The following is a 17,894-nucleotide window of genomic DNA, read 5'->3' as shown; positions in this document are numbered from 1 at the left end:
CCTCAGCCGTGCTCGGCGCTCGCCCCGCGGGCGGGCTCGACCGTGCCGGTGACCTCGCCGAAACCGATCCGCGCGCCCCCGGCGCCCGGCGCCCAGGCGCGAATGGTCACCGTGTCGCCGTCCTCGAGGAAGGTGCGCGTCACCCCGTTCGCCATGGTCAGCGGCTCGGCGCCGCCCCAGGACATCTCGATCAGCGAACCGCGCTGGCCGGGCTCGTCGCCGGAGACGGTGCCGGAGGCGAACAGGTCCCCGGTGCGCACCGACGCCCCGTTCGCCGTGAGGTGGGCCAGCATCTGCGCGGGTGACCAGTACATCGCCGCGTACGGCGGACGGGACACGATCTCGCCGTTCAGCTCGATCTCCAGCCGCAGGTCGAGCGCCCAGGAGCGGTCCTCGCGCAGGTAGGGCAGCGGCCGGGGGTCCTCCTGCGCGGGCGTCGGCACCCTGGCGTGTTCGAGCGCGGCCAGCGGCACCACCCACGGTGAGACCGAGGTGGCGAAGGACTTGCCGAGGAACGGGCCCAGTGGGACGTACTCCCAGGCCTGGATGTCGCGCGCCGACCAGTCGTTCACCAGGCACACCCCGAAAACGTGCTCGGCGAAGTCCCCGGTCGGCACCGGCTCGCCCAGCGTGGACCCCGAGCCGACGACGAAGCCCACCTCGCACTCGATGTCGAGCCTGCGGGAGGGGCCGAAGGTGGGCACCTGCTCCGCGGGCGCCTTGCGCTGCCCGCACGGGCGGACCACCGGGGTCCCGGAGGCGACGACCGTCCCGGCGCGGCCGTGGTAGCCGACCGGCAGGTGCTTCCAGTTCGGCAGCAGCGCCGCCGAGTCCGGGCGGAACATCCGGCCCAGGTTCGTGGCGTGCTGCTCGGAGGCGTAGAAGTCGACGTAGTCCGCGACCTCGAAGGGCAGGTGCATGGTCACCGCGCCGAGTGGGTGCAGGCAGCGCTCGACGGCGTCCCGTCGTCCCGGGTCGGTGAGCAGGCCGGTGACCGACGTGCGCACCGCGTCCCACCGGAGGCGGCCCCCGGCCAGGAAGGCGTTCAGCGACGGGCGGGCGAACTCCGCGTCCCCCAGCACCGCCGCGAGGTCGAGCACCTGCTCCCCCACCGCGACGCCCACCCGGGCGTCGCCTCCCTCGGGTGAGAACACGCCGTAGGGCAGATTCTCCATTCCGAAGCCGGATTCCCGGGGTACGGGCAGCCAGGTCTCGCTCACAGCCAGGTCCTCTCATCTCACATCGTCGTTCTCGCCCGCCCGGGTGCGCCCCGCCGGGAACGTCCGCCTCAGCCTGCGCGCAGGCCCAGCGCGCCGATCTCGGCCAACGGGGTGCTGGTGCTGCAGGAGCCGTAACTGGTGAACACCGCGCGGGCGACGGTCAGCACGTCCGGCTCCGCGGTGGCGACGATCCCGGCGAGCCGGTCCGGGTCCTGCTCGCGCAGCGTCCTGGCCACGGCCGCCTCGTCCGCTCCCGACACGGCGCCGATGACGCCGGCCAGGAGGTTGACGAAGCCGTGGTGAGTGAAGCCGGTGTCCGGGTCGCGGTACCGGACGGCGCGGTGCAGGCCCGCCGTGGCCTTCATCGGGACCCGAGCGGCGGCCACCACGGACAGGACGTGCGCCAGGGTCTCCACGCTCGGGAACAGGTCGGCGCGGACGCCCCCGCAGCGCACCTTCAGCCCGGCGGGCCGTCCGCCGACCGCGGCGAGGGCGGCGACGAAGATGTCCGCCTGCTCCATCGCCGCCGGTTCGACGAACAGTGGAATGGTCTCCGGGGTGCGTTCCAGTACCGCCGCGAGCGCCGCCACCGGGTCCGCCTCGTCCGCCGCGGCGAGCGGGAACTCGACCACGGCGAGGTCCAGTCTGCGATCGGCCATCACCGCGGCCAGCGCCATGCCGAGGCCGTCCGAGCCGGTGTCGCAGATCAGGCCGAGCCGGATGGGCTCCTGCGGGCCGAGCAGTGAGGCGAGCTCACTGATCCGGCTCGCCGGGCAGAGGAACCTGTTGGTGTGCAAAGGATGCGCACGCCGGACGTCGTTGCGGTGCCGGGCGAGCGCCGCGTCCATCGGCAACGCGGTCGGCGGGAACAGTCCCGCGTCGTCGACGAGCGCCCAGACCGGTGCGGTCGCGGTCATGACGGCCTCCTCCGATGACACCGGGCGGGGGCGGCGGCCACCACCGATGGTCAAGGTCTTGATTACTTCGCTGCCGAAGCCTACGCGGCACGTCCCGGTGGCGGAACCCTCGTCGACCGGGATTCAGCAGCACCGCTTCGGCGAAACTCAGAAGCGCCGCTTGGCCGCCACGTCGGCCGAGCCGTCCACCAACTTGCCGAGCAGGCCGATCAGCACGGTCCGCTCCTCGGCGCCCAGTGCCCCGGTCCAGGCCTGCTCCCGCTCGTTGTGTGCGCTGAACGCTCCGAGAATCGCCTCCCGCCCGGCCGCGGTGAGCTCGATCCGGACGGCACGACGATCCTCGGTGTCCTGGCTGCGCGAGACCAGACCGTCCCGTTCCAGCGTGTTGACCAGTGAGGACACCGAGGCGCGGCTCATCCCGGACAGCTCCGCGGTGCGCTTGCCCTCAAGCGGTCCCGCCAGCCAGAGCACGAACAGCACCCGGAAACCGGGCCAGCTCCAGCCACGCGGCCTGTGCACCGAGGACTCCAGGTCGTAGGCCATCGCGCCGGCGGCCCGGCTCAGCATCAGCACCAGCCGCATCGCCACCGGGTCGACGCCGGGCAGTTCCCGCTCCGCACGCTCCACCGCGAAGTCCACGAACGACAGGAAATCGAGACCGTCGGCCGGACGGGGAGCACTGGGCATCCCCACAGCGTAGGGCCGGGACGCCCCTGGCGGGCGCCTCGCGGGGTCGCGGACCGGGGCAAGCGGCCGGCGTTCAGCCCAGGTCGGCGATGTACTTGCCCAGCGCGCTGATCGTCTCGGCGTCCACCGGTGCCACCGCGGCCCGCACGTCGGCGAGCGACCAACCGCGCAGGCTCTGTGCCATCTTCAGGTGCGCCACACTCGCCCCGGCGACCCCGGCGAGACCGTCCAGCCGCGCGCCCAGCTCGTGCACCCGCTCCGCGTCCCCCTCTGCGATCGCGTCGGCGAGCCGCCGGTAGGCCTCGGGAAACACGGCAGCCACCCCCGACACCACGCCGGTGCCGCCGTCGGCCGCGACCCGCGGCAGCGCCACGTCGCCGGCCGCGTACAGCCGCACGTCCGCCGGCAGCGCAGCGCGGAACTCGGCGAGGCGCGCGGCCGCGGAACCACCGAGCAGCACGCCGTTCAGGTCCGCCCTGGCGACGATCCAGGCAACGTCGTCGGGTCCGAGGTCCGCGCCGGTGTGCTCAGGATCGACGCGGGCGTGCAGCTCGCCGTCACCGGCGGCGGAACGGATGTCGCGGTAGTAGTCGACGATCCGGGACAGCGGGGACCGGTAGAAGTACGGCGTGACGGCCGCGAACCGGCGGGCACCCCGGCGCACCGCCCGGCGGGTCAGCTCCACGGCCTGGCGAGCACTGGGCGCACCGGTGTGCACCATGACGGCGTCCCTGCCCGCGGCCGCCAGTGCGATCACCGCGAGATCGGTGCGCTCGTGGTCGTCGAGCGCGGGGAACTCTCCCTCCGGCCCGGCCACGAACACGCCGTCGACGACCCCGGCCAGGGCCGTGACACGCTGCCGGACCGCCACCAGGTCGACCTCACCGTTCTCGTCGAACGGCGTGGGAACGGCCGCGAGCACCGCCGGACGCTGGACCATCGGCTACCTCCGTGTGCAGAGCAGGGCTGCTTGCCCTGCCCCTGGCGGCAGCCTAGGCGGTGCCCGGTGCTTCCGGGTCGACGGGATTCACGATCGACGGCGATGCCCGGCGCTTCCCGAGGCTCAGTCCGGCGGCGGGACGTCGGCGGAGTTGGGCGGGCCGCCGACCTCACGGGTGCGGCCCACGCCGGTGTCCCGGCCCGGCGGCACCGGCACGTCGGGACCCAGCGGCGGTTCGGCGCGACCTGGCTCCTGGTTCTCCTCCGGCTCGCGGTCCTCGCGGTCCCGCTCGTGCCGGTGCTCTCGCTCCGTCATCCCGTCCAGCATGCGCCGTCGGCCGGGGCCGGACAAGCACGAACGGGATCAGAGCACCAACGGGACCACCGGGGCGGGCTCGTCGGAGAGCGGAAGCTGGTACCGCTGGGCCAGATACGAGGCGATGTCGTGGAACAGCGGCGCCGCGGAGTGGCCCTCGGGCAACGTGCCGTCCGGAGCGTCCAGGCGGATGCCGACCACGAAGCGCGGGTCGTCGGCGGGCAGGATCCCGGCGAAGGTGATGTTGTACAGCGAATCGCTGTACGCGCCGGTGTTCGGATCCACCTGCTGGCCGGTCCCGGTCTTGCCGGAGATCTGGTAGCCCTCCAGCGCCGCCGCGGGCGCCGTCCCGCTGTTGCCCGATGACCCCTTCTGGGTCACCGCGCGGAGCATGTCCTTGACGGTGTTCGCCGTCTGCGGGCTGACCACCTGCGTCGTCCTGGGCGCGGGCTCCTCGGTGCGGCTGCCGTCCGGGTTGATCTGCGACCGGACGATGCGCGGCTCCACCCGCAGGCCCTCGTTCGCGATCGCCTGGTACATCCCGGCCATCTGCAGGACCGTCATCGACAGGCCCTGCCCGATCGGCAGGTTGCCGAAGGTGGTTCCGGTCCACTGGCTGCGCTTCGGGACGCTGCCGGAACTCTCGCCGGGCAGGCCGATTCCGGTGCGCTGACCGAGCCCGAACTTCGTCATCATGTCGGCGTAGGCGTCCTCGCCGATCTTCCGGGAGAGCAGCAAGGTGCCGACGTTGGACGATTTGGCGAAGATGCCGGTGGTGGTGAACGGCTGTGTGCCGTGGCTCCAGGCATCATGCACCGTGTGGTCGGCCACCCGCAGCGAGCCCGGCACCGGCATGGTCGACTCTGGCGTGGCGATACCGTTCTCGATGGCCGCCGCGGCCGTGATGATCTTGTTCACCGAACCGGGCTCGAACGGCGTGGTCACCGCGCGGTTGCTCTGGTCGGACCGCAGCGAGGCCGGATCGTTGGGATCGATGCTCTTGTCGTTGGCCAGGGCGTAGACCTCACCGGTCTTCGAGTCCATGATGACGGCGCTGCCGCCCTTGGCGTGCGACTTCGCCACGTAGTCGGTGAGCTTGCTCTGCAGGTCGTACTGCAGGTCCGAGTCCACCGTCAGTTCCAGGTCCGAACCCGCGGTGGCGGGTTCCAGGTCCCGTTCGGTACCGGGGATCACGACGCTGTCGCTGCCCTGCTCGGTGCTGACCAGCCTGCGGCCGGGGGTTCCGGCGAGATCGTTGTTGCGCAGGCTTTCCAGCCCGGCAAGACCGCCCAGGTTGTGCTTCGACGGGTCGGGATCGTCCATCCGCCAGTTCGCGCTGCCGATGATGTCCGCGGCGAGGGTGCCGCCCGGGTACTCCCGCAGTGCCCGCTTCTCCATCCCGATCTCGGGGAACTTCTCCCGGATCGCGTCGGCGGTCGACGGCTCCACATCGTTGACGAGGTAGGTGAATGCGTTCGGCTTGGTGAACTTGTCCAGCAGCTCCCGCTCGGTGGTCTTTCCGGGCAGCTTCGCGGCGATGAACTTCGCCGCCTCGGTGGCCCGGGTCTGGAAGTTCTGCCCCGATTCCGGTGCCTTCTGGGCCGCCTCGTCCCAGTTCTTCCGCATCAGCCGCAGGTTGACCGTCAGCGTCCGGGTCTCCACGGAGAACGCGAGGTCGGATCCGTTGCGGTCCTTGATGGTGCCGCGCTGCGCGGGGATGTCGATCGTGGTGGTGCGCTGTTTCTCCGCCCGCGCGGACAGCGCCTCGGCCTCGAAGGTCTGCACGTGGACGAGCTTCAACCCGGCGATGGCGAGCAGTACGACCAGAGCGATGCGGACGGCGGTGAACCGGCCGCGCCCGCTGGTTGCCCCGGTGGGCGCCGCGGTGCGGCGCGCGGTCGTCGAGTAGGTGCGGCGCGCGCTGGCGGGACGGCCGCGTCCGGCCCCTGCCGGTCCTGTGCGGCCGGCCATCACCGTCCCCCGGCCTGGGGCGCCTGGGCGCCCTGGTCGGGTGCGGGCTCCGCACCGGGTGCGGCCTGCTGGTCGGCAGGCGGCTGGCCGGCGGCCGGGTCCGCGGGCTCCTCCTCCGGGGCGGGCGGGGGTGCCTGGTCGACCGGGGCCGGGGCCGGCGGGGCGTCCTCCTGCGGGGCTGGCTCCGCTGCCGGGGCAGGGGGCGCTGCCGGTGCCGGTTCGGTGGCGGCCGTGGGCTCGCCGACCACGCGGGTGGTGCCGTCGGGGGCGACGACGACGTGCGCGGGATCCCCGCCGGGCACCATCCCCAGCTTCTTCGCCTTGTCGGCGAGGGTGAACGCGGACTCCTCGCGGGTCACGTCCTGCTGAAGGCGCTCGGCGCGCTCGGCGAGACCGGCGGTGTCCTTGCGCACGTCCTCGAGCCGGTACGAGTCGGCGATCGACTGGGTGGTCAGCCACAGGGTCGCCGCGACACCGGCGACGAGCAGCCCCATCAGCATCAGCACGAAGGTCGCGCGGGAGGTCGGCCTGCTCAGTCGCAGGCGCAGCGCCGGAATGCGGCCCGCCTCACCGACCGCGGCCTCCGGTTCGCGGCGGACCTGCTCGGCACGCTGTGCACGGCGGGCGTACGCGCGCTCGGCGGCGGTGGTCCGGTTCCGGGACTGCTGCCTGCCGGACCTCGCGGGCTGCTCGGTGGTCGTCGCCCGCGCCCCGGTCGAGGCGGGCCGGGAGCCGGTCTGGGTGCGGGAGCGGGTCGGCGCCGTCATGTCGCCACCTCCACGGTCGGCTGGGTCATCGGAAGGACGGGAACGGTCGGCTCTGGTCTGTGCCCGGTTCCGGATCCGCGTCCGGCGGGATGGACGTCGATCGGCATCAGGCGGCCCAGCCGATCCGTTCGGCGGCCCGCAGGCGTACCGAACCGGCCCGGGGGTTGCGCGCCGTCTCGTCCTCGCCCGCGACCTCCGCGCCGCGGGTGAGCAGCCTCAGCTCCGGGCCGTGGCCGGGCAGCTCCACCGGAAGTCCTTCGGGCGTACGGGATTTCGCGCGCCCGGCGAACTCCCGCTTCACCATCCGGTCCTCCAGCGAGTGGTACGACTCGACGGCGATACGTCCCCCGGTGGCCAGGACGCCGAAGGCCGAGGGAAGAGCGGCGCGCAGGGTCTCGAGTTCGCCGTTGACCTCGATGCGCAGTGCCTGGAAGGTGCGCTTCGCGGGATGGCCGCCGGTACGCCTGCTCGCGGCCGGAACCGCCTGGTACAGCAGTTCCACCAGTCGCGCGCTGTGCTCGAAGGGGGCCTTCGAGCGCTCGGCCACGACCGCTTTCGCGATGCGGTGGGCGAACCGCTCCTCGCCGTACTCGCGCAGCACCCTGGACAGTTCGCCGATCTCGTAGGTGTTGAGCACGTCCGCCGCGGTGACTCCGGTGGTCGGATCCATGCGCATGTCCAGTGGCGCGTCCCGGGAATAGGCGAATCCGCGCCCCTCCTGGTCGAGTTGCATAGAGGAGACGCCGAGGTCGAACAGCAGGCCGTCTACTGTGGACAGACCCAGCCTGGCGAGTTCCTCGGGGATGCGGTCGTACACGGCGTGCACGAACTGCACCCGCTCACCGTGCCGGGCCAGCCGCGCGCCGGACCGCTCCAGCGCGGCGGGGTCGCGGTCGAAGGCGATGAGACGGAGTTCGGGGTGCGCGGCGAGCAGCGCGTCGGAGTGGCCGCCGAGGCCGACGGTCGCGTCCACCAGCACCGCTCCCGGACGGGCCAGCGCCGGGGCGAGCAGGGCCAGCACGCGATCCAGCAGGACCGGGACGTGCTCGTGGTCTCGCCTGAGTTCGTCCGGCATCGCCCCGCCCCCTTTCGCCCATCACCTCGGTGCAGCCTTGCCAGCGGAGGACGTCCGCCGATGCGGTCAGGTCTCCGTCCGCCCGCTGACGGGCCTGGTGCCGGGGAAGGTGCACCAGGGCCACCGAGAGCGGACAGAGGCCTCACGGCATCCGCCACCGGGCACCCGTGCCGGCCGAGGGGACCCCCGCCCCCCGACGGCGTGGGTGCACCACGACCGCGCGTCTAGAAGACGCCCGGCAGAACTTCCTCTTGAGCCTTCGCGTAGCTGTCCTCGTGTTCATCCAGGTAGCCCTGCCACGCCTCGGCGTCCCAGATTTCCAACCGGGTGATCGCTCCGATCACCACGCACTCCTTGTTGAGTCCGGCGTAGCGCCGGAGCTCGGACGCGATGGCCACGCGCCCCTGCCCGTCCGGACGCTGTTCGTCCGTCCCGGCGAACAGATAACGCTGATACGCACGTACCGCCTCGTTGGTGAACGGGGCGTCGGCGACCTTGCGGGCCATCTGCTCGAACTCGGCGCGCGGGAAGACGTACAGGCAGTGGTCCTGACCTTTGGTGACCATCAGCCCGCCCGCCAGCGCGTCGCGGAACTTCGCGGGCAGGGTGAGCCGCCCTTTGTCGTCCAGCTTCGGGGTGTGGGTACCGAGGAACACGGCCGCCACCTCCCCTGCCGAAGCCGACGCACACGCCGGAATCGACCACAGGGCTTCCCTTCCGCCCCACTGATCACCACCGTACCCCACTTTTCACCACAGTCAACGCGAAATCGACGCGATCTCCCGTGATCATTCAACGTTTCCGCAGCTCACAACGGTGGGGTTCAGGTGGGGGCGAGTGGGGGCCGCCACTACCGCTCCCCCCGCGGGGGTGAGAATTCCGGCGCCACAGCGGACGAAAAACGCCCACAACGGACGTCCCCGCACGGCCTGCCCGGGTGCAGGGGGCCCCTGGGGGGCGTTGTGGGGAGCGCGGGGGGAGGTGGTGGGGAACGCCGGAGAACCGTGCGCGGACGCGGTGGGAGAAGTGGGCCGCGCCCGGTGGATGCGATGGGAACCGGAGCCACCCGGGTACGGAAGGCGCGGGTCTCAGCGGCCGGCGGGCCGGTTCGGCGCGCCACCGGTCCGCTCGTCGCCGTCCCGGCCGTCCGGCCCGCCCGGCGGGCGGCGCCGGGTCCGCCGCGGCGCCGGCGTCCGGGACGGGCGCGGGGGCGGGGGCGGGGGCGGCTGTTCGGCGGCGAGGTCGCCCGCCTGCGCCGCGAACACGGTCCGTCCCCTGGATCCGCCCGCACCACCCTCGGCAGGGGTCTCCCCCGGCTCGGCGGGCAGCGAACCGCGGACCAGGCGCACGGTCTCCGCGTCCGCGCCGGCCGCCGGTGGAGCAGGAACGGTGCCCGCGGCAGCGTCGGCGGCCTCCCGGTAGGTGGCCAGGATGATCTCCGCGAGCCGGTGCGCGGGCATGCCCTCGGCGGACGGGGCGAGGACGAGCGAGGCCAGGTCACCGCCGGGGCGCACGCCGAGCGTCACCGAGCCGTCCCGGCTGCTGCGGGTGACCGGTGGCTGCGCGCCCACCGGGGGCAGTCGGTCCGGTCCACGCCGGCCGCGCGCCGGACCCGGGGACGGAACAGTCATGGGTACTCCTCGGCAAACCCGGAACCCGGCTCCCGGAACCGCGCCGGGCTCCGGAGACGACGACGTCCGGGACTGACATCTGGAATTGGCATCTGGGACCGGCATCCCGGGGGCCTGCCGGTGGCGTCCCAGCGGAAGAGCCCCAGCCGCCGGACGCGGTTCCCACGCTACCCAACCGTCACCCGTTTACACTAAGCACTCGTGCCCGGCGGCCGGAAGCAAAGGCCTATCGCGTCGAGTTCGCCCGGGTTTGACACACTTCGTGGGAGGCTGACCGCAACGCGGGCAGCCGGGAAAACCAGGGCGCCCACCGCGCGTCCCCTGGACGCGAGGGCATCTGCACCAGGAGGTCGTGTGACGTCGAGAACCCAGCCTGCCTCGCCCGGCGGGACAGCGGGCGCCCCGGGAACGGAGCAGTCCCGGTCCCTCGCCCACCCGGGTGCGCAGGCCGTGGGAGACGCCGGCCACCGGCCCGTGGCGGCGAGCCTGACCGAACTGCACGACACCGCCCACCGCATCGCGGCCAACGTCGAGCGGGTACTGGTGGGCAAGCCCGAGGTCGTGCGTATCGCGCTGGTGACGCTGCTGGCCGAGGGGCATCTGCTCGTCGAGGACGTACCCGGCGTCGGCAAGACCTCGCTGGCCAAGGCGCTGGCCCGATCGATCGACTGCACGGTGAGCCGGATCCAGTTCACCCCGGACCTGCTGCCGAGCGACGTCACCGGCACCTCCATCTTCAACCGGCAGAACAACGACTTCGAGTTCCGCGCCGGGCCGGTGTTCGCGAACATCGTCGTCGGCGACGAGATCAACCGCGCCTCGCCGAAGACCCAGTCCGCGCTGCTGGAGTGCATGGAGGAGCACCAGGTCACCGTCGACACGACGACCTACCACCTCGACGAGCCGTTCATGGTCATCGCGACCCAGAACCCGATCGAGATGGAGGGCACGTACGCCCTTCCCGAAGCGCAGCGCGACCGGTTCACCGCCCGCGTCTCCATCGGCTACCCCGACCCCGCCGCGGAACTCGCGATGGTCGACGAGCACGCCGGCCACAACCCGCTGGCCGACCTGACCCCGGTGTCCGACGCGGCCGCCGTGCGCAGGCTGATCGAGGCCGTCCGCGCGGTGCACATGACCCAGGAGATCCGCCAGTACGCGGTGGAACTCGCGTCGGCTACGCGCCAGGTGCCGGAACTGCGGCTGGGCGCCTCGCCGCGGGCGACGCTGCAGCTCGTCCGCGCGGCTCGCGCCCAGGCCGCACTGTCCGGCCGGGAGTACGTGGTGCCCGACGATCTGCACGCCGTCGCGGTGCCGGTGCTGGCCCACCGGCTGGTGCTGACCACCGAGGCGCACGCCGCCCGGCGTTCCGCCACCGATGTCGTGCGCGCCGTCCTGCACCGCGTTCCGGTGCCGCACGGCACCGCCGCGGGCAACGGACAGAACCGCCGGTAGATGCTGCGCTCGCTGTCCGGCCTCACCACCCGCGGACGATGCCTGCTGGCAGCGGGGATCGCGGCCGCCGTGTGCTCGGCGGTACTCAACGAACGGGACCTGCTGCGGGTGGCGGTGTTCGTCATCGCGCTGCCCATCCTGGTGGCGTTGTTCGTCTCCGCCTCACGGGTGCGGATCAGCGCGACGCGGCGGCTGCTGCCGGACCGGGTCGCGGTCGGCGTCCCCGGTGAGGTGCAGCTCGACCTGTGGCGCACCGGCAGGCTGCCCGCCGGGGAGATCCTGCTGGAGGACGGGCTGCCGTACGCGCTGGGTGCCCGCCCCCGGTTCGTCGTCGAGCGTCTCCCCCATCGTCCACCGGTGGCCCTGCGGTACCCGGTGAACCCGGTGCTGCGCGGGGTGCACCAAGTGGGGCCGCTGCGCGCGACGGTCACCGACCCGTTCGGCCTGTGCGAGTTCGAGCGTGAGCTGATCGCACACTCGCGGCTGGTCGTCGTGCCGCGGATCGCCGGCCTGTACGGGCTGCCCACCGGGGCGGGCGTGGGCGCGGGCGACGACGGCAGCATCCGCCTGCACGCGGGCCAGGGCGAGACGGACGTGATCGTCCGGCAGTACCGCCAGGGTGACGACCTGCGCAAGGTGCACTGGCGCTCCACCGCGCGGCGGGACGAGGTCATGGTGCGCGTCGAGGAACGCCCGTGGCGGGGCGGGACGACCGTGCTGCTCGATCACCGTGCCGCGGCACATCACGGCAGCGGCCCCACGGCCAGCCTGGAATGGGCGATCTCCTTCGCCGCCAGCATCAGCCTGCACCTGCGCCGCGCCGGGCACCACGTACGGCTGGTCAGCGAGCACGGCCTGCTGCTCGCCGATGCCCCCGGGGACGGCGGGTCGAACTACGACAACCTGATGCTGGACTCGCTGGCGGCGCTGCAACCGGCACACCAGCGGGACATCACCACCGGACACGACCCGGCGGACGGGCAGGAACTGGTCGCCGTGCTCGGCACGGTCAGCAACGAGTCCGTCGAGGAGCTCGCGCGCTACCGCAGGCGCGGCATCCGCAGTCTCGCCGTCCTGCTCGACACTCCGGCCTGGTCGGGCGCGGTGAGCGCGCCCGAGCACCGGGCCGCGGCGACCGAGGAGTCGGCACAGCTTCTCCGCGCGGCGGGCTGGGGCGTGGTCGTCGCCGGGCCGGACACACCCATGCAGCAGGCGTGGACAGAGCTGTGCCACAGCGCGACCGGACGCGGGTCGCTGATCGGGGGGAACGCATGACGGCGACCATGAACCGTCCGCCGTCCCCGCCACCCCCGGACGCGCCCCAGCCGCAGTACCGGCCGCCGGTGGACTGGCGCAGCTCGGTACTCGCCCCGCTGGCCGCCGGCGTCGCCACACTCTGCGCCTCCACCTCGCTGACCGGCGTGGTGAACGGCTGGAGCTGGCTGGGTTACGTCTTCGTGGCCGTGGTGCTGGTCGCCTGCACGGGCCTGGCACTGCGCTCACTGCGCGCGCCCGCGTTCGTGGTCGGGATGGCCCAGCTCATCGTGCTGGCCTGCCTGGTCACCGGGGTGTTCACCCGCAGCGGGATCCTGGCGATCATCCCCGGCCCCGCCGCCCTGTCCGAACTGGGCGATGTGCTGGGAGCGTCGGCGGAACAGATCCGCACCGGTCTCCCGCCGGTCGAGGCGAGCCCGCCGATCCTGTGCCTGGTCGTGATCGCGATCGGTCTCGTCGCGGTCCTGGTGGACACGCTGGCCGTCGCCGCCGCCGCCCCTGCCGCGACCGGGCTGGTTCTGCTGTGCGTCTACGCGGTGCCCGCGTCGCTGTCGGAAAGCATGCTCCCGTGGGTCACGTTCGTGCTGGGGGCCGCGGCGTTCGCGGGCCTGCTGGCGGTGGACGGCAGCCACCGGCACCGCCGCTGGCGCAACCGGTACGCCCCCGGCCTCGGCAGCACCCCCGGCTCGGCCAGCACACCGGTCGCCGTGGTCTGTGTCGCGGTCGTGTTCGGCCTGGTCGCCGGCATCGCCTTCACCGGTATCGGCACGGTCGGCAGGCTGCCCGGCAGCAGTGGCGACGGCGAGGGCACCAGCACGGCGGGGGGCCTGGGCGTCAATCCGTTCACCTCGCTGCGCGGCATGCTGGACCAGGGCGGCAACGTCGAACTGTTCCGCGTGCGGGGCCTCGGCGAGGACAAGCGCCTGCTGCGTGCGTTCACCCTGGACACCTACCGGCCGAATCAGGGCTGGGGGCTGGCGGACGGACCGATGCCCGCGGGCGTCCCGGCCGAGCAGCCGCTGCCGGCCGCACCGGGCGACGACGCGAGCGGGGAGACCCGCGAGATCCAGATCGAGCCGATCAACTGGGTGGACGTCTGGCTGCCGGTGTACGGCGCGCCCCGCAAGCTGGACCGGATCCCGCCAGGCTGGTTCTACGACCGCACCAGCGGCGCGGTGTTCAGCGAGCGCAAGCAGCGGCCGCCCGCGTACACCGTGGCCACCTCGCTGGCCGAACCGGACAAGGACATCCTGCGGACGACGGCACCGGGTACCCGTGACCTCCCGCCGATCTACAGCGACGCGGGCCAGGTCGATCCCCGGGTAGCCGAACTGTCGAGCAGGCTCACCGAGAACGCGGACAACAACTTCGACAAGGCGACCGAGATCTGGCGGTACTTCACCGCGCAGAACGGGTTCACCTACGACACCCAGACCGCGCAGGCCACCGATGCCGACGCCCTCGCCGACTTCGTCCTCAACGGCAAGCGCGGGTTCTGCGAGCAGTTCGCCTCGGCGATGGCGGTGATGCTGCGGGCACAGGGCATCCCGAGCCGGGTGGCCGTCGGTTTCACCACCGGCTATACCACCGGCGACTACCGGGCGATCACCTCGCAGGACGCCCACGCCTGGGTCGAGGTGTACTTCGGCGATCGCGGCTGGGTCAGTTTCGATCCGACACCGCTGGCCGACGGCCGCGGCTACGTGCCGCCGTACCTGCGCCCGGACGACGTGCCCTCACAGTCGCCGTCGGAGACCGGTGAGGATTCGCCGAGCGCGTCCGAGTCCGCTCAGGCTCCGACGGGGGTCGCCCCGGAGGACCAGATCGATCCGGATCTCGGTGCGGCACAGGGACAGGACAGTCCGCTGAGCGCGCCCTCCTGGGTCACCTGGGGAGCGGTCGCGGCGGCCGTGGCGGCGCTGCTGGCCTCGCTCGGCGCCGGTGCCCTCGCTCGTCGTACCAGCGCGTTGCGGCGTTCGGCGGACGGCGCTGTCCGGGAGCGGCCCGCCGCGGCCGACTGGCTGCCGCTGGCGGCGGCCGCGTTCTGGGTGCTGGCGATCGCGCTGGCCGGCTGGCTGGTGCACTGGACCATCGCGGTGGTGTTCCTGGCGCTCACCGGGCTGGCGATGGTCCCGGCGGCGGTTCGCTCGCTGACCCGGCGGCGCAGGTTGCGGACGATCGCGGGGCTGCGCAGTGGCGCCGCGGACGACGCCTGGGCTGAGTTGCTCGACGAGTGGGCAGACCGCGGCACAGCGGTCTCCGAGTCGGACACGGTGCGCGTGACGGCACAGAAGGTGGCGCAGAAGCACCATCTCGACGAAGACGGCCGGGACGACCTGCGCACCGTCATCGGGGTGGTGGAGCGCTCCTGGTACAGCAACGCCGAGGTGGACGATCCGGCGTTCGTCGAGGCGTTCAACGGCGTACGCCGGAGCCTGCACAAGAACGCACCGATGTCGTGGCGGGGACGGCTTCTGCCCCGTTCGCTGTTCACCCGCGGCAAGCAGCGCTGAGGGGCTGGCCGGTGGACCGGCCGCACCGATCGGCACCCGGACGGAACCGGGTCCACGGGTAGCGGCGGCTTCGACGGGCGGTCACCGTGGTGCGGCCCAGGCTCGAGCCGGGTTGCCCGGCCGGCCGACGACGGCGTTGCCTGCCGGGGCCGGTGTGCCGCGCCGCCGGTGATCAGTCGAGGGCACCGTCGTGTACCGGCGAGCGCCCGGCCGGCATCTCGGCATCGCGACTCACTCGCTCGGATCCGTGAGGTGTCAAGGTCCTGCGGCGCGGGCCGCGCGAACGCTCAGGAGCGGACCGGCCGGGGACGGCGCCTGCTGACGGCGTCCCTGCCGGGGGCGGCCGCAGGTTCCGGGCCTACTGCTCGTCGAAGCGTTGCCGGAAGCGGGATTCCATGCGCTCGGTGAACGAGTTCCGCTTCGGCTGCTGCTTGGGTGACCCGCCACCGCTCGGCGGTGGGTCACCGTCCTTCGACTCCGGCTCGTCCTGTCCCCCCTTCAAGGAGGTGACGGCGAGCAGGACCCCGAAGAACATCACCAGGAACCCGAGAACGCTCACCAGAGGGATATCGGCGACCCGGAACGGCACGATCACGCCCAGCACGAGAAGCGCCACACCGACGATGAACAGGGCGGCGCCCTGCAACCGGCGGCGCCGCGCGGGGCGGCGCATCTTCGTGCCACGGACCGTGGACGCGAACTTGGGGTCCTCGGCATAGAGCTCGCGCTCGATCTGGTCGAGCAGCCGCTGCTCATGCTCGGAGAGTGGCATCTTTCCTCCTCCGGCACAGCTGTCGCGGGCGCCGGGCCGCGCAACGTCGTGGACCCAAACAGACATCCCGAACGGGGTGTCGCTGTCCAGGATACGAGCCCTTTGCGCGGACGACTACCCGATCCCGCAGGAAGCACATACGGATTTGACGTGATTCGGCCCGGAAGGGGCTTTCCTGCCGACTCGGAAGCCACCGATCCACGGCGTCAGCCCTCGTCCGGGGACAGCAACGACGCAGGCCGGACGGCTGCGGTGCCGAATCTGGACCGGGCCACATCGGCCGCCAGCTCGGCATCCCGCCATCGCGGGCCCTCGGCGGCGAACTCGAGTTGCTCGCCATCGGCTCCGTCACCAAGTCCGACAGCACGGACCCCGATCAGCCGTATGGGTGAACCTTGTCGGCCCTTGAGAGTGGTATCCGGCGCGACGCCGTCGAGTTCGGCGAGCAATGCGACCGCCGTCGCGTGGATCTGGTGCGTGACATCGGTGGCGGAGACCAGGGTGCGTGCCCGGGTGACCGTGCGGAAATCGCTGTAGCGGACCTTGATCGACACCGTCCGGCCGCGCAGCCCCTTCGACCGCAGGCTCCCGGCGACACGTTCGGACAACCGCAGCAGCTCACGCTCCAGGACGTCCCGCTGCGCCTGATCGACGTCGAAGGTGCGCTCCGCGCTGATGGACTTGTCCGGCGAGTCGGGTTCGACCGCACGATGGTCCCTGCCGTTCGCCAGGGCGTGCAGATGGTCGCCGGTGGCGACGCCGAGCGAACGGCGCAGGGACGTCCTCGGCGTACGGGCGATGTCGGCGATCGTGTGCATGCCCAGCCGCAGCAGGTGTTCCTCCGTGCGCTTGCCCACGCCCCACAGGGCGGACACGGGCAGCGGGTGCAGATAGCCGAGCAGGTCTGCCTCCGGCACCACCAGGATCCCGTCCGGCTTCGCCATCCCCGAGGCGAGCTTGGCGACGAACTTCACCGGCGCGACGCCGACCGAGCAGGTGATGCCGTGCTCGGCGACGACCCGCGCGCGGATCCGCGCGCCGAGCGCGGCCGGGGTACTGCCGAGCCTGCGCAGGGCCCCGCTGACGTCCAGGAACGCCTCGTCCAGGCTCAACGGTTCGACCAGCGGGGTCAGCTCACGGAAGATCTCCATGACGCCACGGGAGACCTCGCTGTAGGCCCCGCGGGACGGCGGGATGCAGACCAGGCCCGGACAGAGCCTGCGGGCCGCGCCGACCGGCATGGCCGAGCGCACGCCGTACTCCCTGGCGATGTAGTTCGCCGAGGTGACGACCGATCGCGGCCCCTCACCGGCCACGGCGACCGGCCGGTGCACGAGTTCCGGACGGCTGCGCAGTTCGACCGCGGCGAAGAAGGCATCCATGTCGACGTGCAGGAAGCCGCAACCGGTGTCGTCCGGCCAGGTGCTCGCCGGGGTGCTCTCGTCGACGCGGAAGCGCGCGAGGCGGGCCGGTAACCCGGTGTTTCTGCCCATCGGAGCCGAGGTTAGCCGGTGGGTCCGACAAACCCGCCGCCGCCGGCGGCGCTCACGAGCCGGCGCGGCGGGCGAGCGCGTGCAGGCGGGTGGCGATGTCGCGCAGCGGTGACTCGGCGGCCGCGGCGAGTTCGAACTCGGTCAGCTCGTCCTCCCTGACCGGGACGTTGCCGCTGGGCAGTACGTCGGCGACCACGCCGTCGCCGCGCAGCAGCACCGGCTCCAGGCCGCCCGTGCCGAGCAGCGCCCGCAGCCCGGCGGTGTCGAATCGCCGCAGCAGGGTGTCGCCGTCCGCGGGCAGCACCCCGTCGGGCGCGGTGAGCAACTGCCGGGCCTCGGCGAGCCTGCCGCCGAGGGCGCGGTGCAGCACGGCCGCGGGCCGGTTCGCCACCAGCACCGACACGGCCCCGTGCGGGGCCACGGCCTCGGCCAGTGCCCCGATCACGCGGGCCGGATCGTCGACCACCTCGAGCAGGCCGTGGGCGAGCACCAGGTCGGCGGAACCGGCCGGGACATGCGCGCCGAGGGAGTCGGAATCGTCCGCGATCGCGGTGATCCGGTCCGCCACGCCCTCCTCGGCGGCGCGGCGGCGCAGGGTGGCCAGCGCGTTGTGGTTCGGCTCGACCACGGTGACCAGGCAGCCCGCCGCGGCGAAGCGCACCGCCCACACACCACTGCCGCCACCGACGTCGACCACCCGCGGGCGCCCGGTCCTGGAGGCCGCGGCCTCCAGTTCGGTCTCCAGCGCCCGCCGGACGGCCACCGATCCGCGGGCCACCGATGAGTCCGTTCGCATAGCGCCACACCCTAGGCCCTGTCCGATGATTCCCGGTCGATGGGAGTCGTGACCAAGCAGGCCCCGG

16 protein-coding genes are annotated in these 17,894 nt (G+C 72.7%); 3 read left to right on the top strand and 13 right to left on the bottom strand.

Translation table 11 applies throughout. From position 1 onward, the window contains the following. Positions 1–2 precede the first annotated feature (2 nt). The 10 genes from fahA to CFN78_RS04705 form a co-directional block, all read right to left on the bottom strand. Positions 3–1,220, bottom strand: coding sequence for a fumarylacetoacetase (gene fahA, locus CFN78_RS04750; protein WP_094861330.1), 1,218 nt, complete (start codon positions 1,218–1,220; stop codon positions 3–5). 68 nt (positions 1,221–1,288) lie between these two features. After that, entirely contained in the window at positions 1,289–2,137 is an 849-nt protein-coding gene (locus tag CFN78_RS04745; protein WP_094861329.1) for a hypothetical protein, read from the bottom strand. A gap of 147 nt (positions 2,138–2,284) precedes the next feature. Next, positions 2,285–2,824, bottom strand: coding sequence for a MarR family winged helix-turn-helix transcriptional regulator (locus tag CFN78_RS04740; RefSeq protein WP_094861549.1), 540 nt, complete (start codon positions 2,822–2,824; stop codon positions 2,285–2,287). 73 nt (positions 2,825–2,897) lie between these two features. Further along, entirely contained in the window at positions 2,898–3,764 is an 867-nt protein-coding gene (locus tag CFN78_RS04735; protein ID WP_094861328.1) for a dihydrodipicolinate synthase family protein, read from the bottom strand. 123 nt (positions 3,765–3,887) lie between these two features. After that, a complete protein-coding gene (locus CFN78_RS04730) occupies positions 3,888–4,079 on the bottom strand; it encodes a hypothetical protein (protein ID WP_133116285.1) in 192 nt (63 codons plus the stop codon). 48 nt (positions 4,080–4,127) lie between these two features. Further along, a complete protein-coding gene (locus tag CFN78_RS04725; protein WP_094861326.1) occupies positions 4,128–6,050 on the bottom strand; it encodes a peptidoglycan D,D-transpeptidase FtsI family protein in 1,923 nt (640 codons plus the stop codon). Next, on the bottom strand, positions 6,050–6,817 hold the full coding sequence (gene ftsL, locus CFN78_RS04720; RefSeq protein WP_205660428.1) for a cell division protein FtsL: 768 nt from the start codon (positions 6,815–6,817) through the stop codon (positions 6,050–6,052). Before ftsL ends, CFN78_RS04725 begins: the two co-directional genes overlap by 1 nt. A gap of 106 nt (positions 6,818–6,923) precedes the next feature. After that, positions 6,924–7,892 (bottom strand): 16S rRNA (cytosine(1402)-N(4))-methyltransferase RsmH, encoded by a 969-nt coding sequence (gene rsmH / locus CFN78_RS04715; protein ID WP_094861325.1) that lies wholly within the window; start codon positions 7,890–7,892, stop codon positions 6,924–6,926. A gap of 224 nt (positions 7,893–8,116) precedes the next feature. After that, the gene (gene mraZ / locus CFN78_RS04710; protein WP_094861548.1) at positions 8,117–8,548 is read right to left on the bottom strand and encodes a division/cell wall cluster transcriptional repressor MraZ; all 432 of its coding nucleotides are present in this window, start codon (positions 8,546–8,548) and stop codon (positions 8,117–8,119) included. 432 nt (positions 8,549–8,980) lie between these two features. After that, complete coding sequence (locus tag CFN78_RS04705; RefSeq protein ID WP_133116284.1) at positions 8,981–9,523, bottom strand: hypothetical protein; 543 nt, start codon at positions 9,521–9,523, stop codon at positions 8,981–8,983. Positions 9,524–9,973: 450 nt separating this feature from the next. Here CFN78_RS04705 and CFN78_RS04700 point away from each other — a divergent pair, with 450 nt between their 5' ends. From CFN78_RS04700 to CFN78_RS04690, 3 genes are read left to right on the top strand one after another with little or no spacing between them, the layout of a single operon-like run. Further along, entirely contained in the window at positions 9,974–10,978 is a 1,005-nt protein-coding gene (locus CFN78_RS04700; RefSeq protein ID WP_240519287.1) for an AAA family ATPase, read from the top strand. Then, the gene (locus CFN78_RS04695; protein ID WP_094861322.1) at positions 10,979–12,253 is read left to right on the top strand and encodes a DUF58 domain-containing protein; all 1,275 of its coding nucleotides are present in this window, start codon (positions 10,979–10,981) and stop codon (positions 12,251–12,253) included. Then, positions 12,250–14,766 (top strand): transglutaminase TgpA family protein, encoded by a 2,517-nt coding sequence (locus CFN78_RS04690; RefSeq protein ID WP_094861321.1) that lies wholly within the window; start codon positions 12,250–12,252, stop codon positions 14,764–14,766. Before CFN78_RS04695 ends, CFN78_RS04690 begins: the two co-directional genes overlap by 4 nt. 358 nt (positions 14,767–15,124) lie before the next feature. On the opposite strand, the gene CFN78_RS04685 is transcribed toward CFN78_RS04690, so the two are convergent. The 3 genes from CFN78_RS04685 to CFN78_RS04675 all read right to left on the bottom strand — a co-directional run bounded on the left by CFN78_RS04685 (position 15,125) and on the right by CFN78_RS04675 (position 17,827). After that, positions 15,125–15,538 carry a DUF3040 domain-containing protein gene (locus tag CFN78_RS04685; RefSeq protein ID WP_094861320.1) on the bottom strand — a complete coding sequence of 138 codons (414 nt, stop codon included), beginning with the start codon at positions 15,536–15,538 and terminating at the stop codon, positions 15,125–15,127. A 206-nt stretch (positions 15,539–15,744) separates the two neighbouring features. Continuing rightward, positions 15,745–17,031, bottom strand: a complete 1,287-nt coding sequence (dinB, locus tag CFN78_RS04680) for a DNA polymerase IV (RefSeq protein ID WP_094861319.1) — start codon at positions 17,029–17,031, stop codon at positions 15,745–15,747. 52 nt (positions 17,032–17,083) lie between these two features. Beyond that, positions 17,084–17,827 (bottom strand): methyltransferase domain-containing protein, encoded by a 744-nt coding sequence (locus CFN78_RS04675; RefSeq protein ID WP_094861318.1) that lies wholly within the window; start codon positions 17,825–17,827, stop codon positions 17,084–17,086. Positions 17,828–17,894 lie beyond the last annotated feature (67 nt).

Origin of the sequence: Amycolatopsis antarctica (assembly GCF_002262875.1) — a bacterium.
Classification (GTDB): Bacteria; Actinomycetota; Actinomycetes; order Mycobacteriales; family Pseudonocardiaceae; genus Amycolatopsis; species Amycolatopsis antarctica.
The sequence above is the reverse complement of the archived record's forward strand: the minus strand, read 5'-3'. Positions and strand labels throughout refer to the sequence as shown.

Excerpts from the sequence above, each read along its gene's own strand:
- CFN78_RS04695 (WP_094861322.1), top strand. The coding sequence starts at position 10,979 with ATGCTGCGCTCGCTGTCCGGCCTCACCACCCGCGGACGATGCCTGCTG.
- CFN78_RS04705 (WP_133116284.1), bottom strand. The coding sequence starts at position 9,523 with ATGACTGTTCCGTCCCCGGGTCCGGCGCGCGGCCGGCGTGGACCGGAC.
- dinB (WP_094861319.1), bottom strand. The coding sequence starts at position 17,031 with ATGGGCAGAAACACCGGGTTACCGGCCCGCCTCGCGCGCTTCCGCGTC.
- ftsL (WP_205660428.1), bottom strand. The coding sequence starts at position 6,817 with ATGACGGCGCCGACCCGCTCCCGCACCCAGACCGGCTCCCGGCCCGCC.
- CFN78_RS04735 (WP_094861328.1), bottom strand. The coding sequence starts at position 3,764 with ATGGTCCAGCGTCCGGCGGTGCTCGCGGCCGTTCCCACGCCGTTCGAC.
- CFN78_RS04690 (WP_094861321.1), top strand. The coding sequence starts at position 12,250 with ATGACGGCGACCATGAACCGTCCGCCGTCCCCGCCACCCCCGGACGCG.
- CFN78_RS04740 (WP_094861549.1), bottom strand. The coding sequence starts at position 2,824 with ATGCCCAGTGCTCCCCGTCCGGCCGACGGTCTCGATTTCCTGTCGTTC.
- CFN78_RS04725 (WP_094861326.1), bottom strand. The coding sequence starts at position 6,050 with ATGGCCGGCCGCACAGGACCGGCAGGGGCCGGACGCGGCCGTCCCGCC.
- CFN78_RS04730 (WP_133116285.1), bottom strand. The coding sequence starts at position 4,079 with ATGACGGAGCGAGAGCACCGGCACGAGCGGGACCGCGAGGACCGCGAG.
- CFN78_RS04675 (WP_094861318.1), bottom strand. The coding sequence starts at position 17,827 with ATGCGAACGGACTCATCGGTGGCCCGCGGATCGGTGGCCGTCCGGCGG.
- CFN78_RS04685 (WP_094861320.1), bottom strand. The coding sequence starts at position 15,538 with ATGCCACTCTCCGAGCATGAGCAGCGGCTGCTCGACCAGATCGAGCGC.
- CFN78_RS04745 (WP_094861329.1), bottom strand. The coding sequence starts at position 2,137 with ATGACCGCGACCGCACCGGTCTGGGCGCTCGTCGACGACGCGGGACTG.
- rsmH (WP_094861325.1), bottom strand. The coding sequence starts at position 7,892 with ATGCCGGACGAACTCAGGCGAGACCACGAGCACGTCCCGGTCCTGCTG.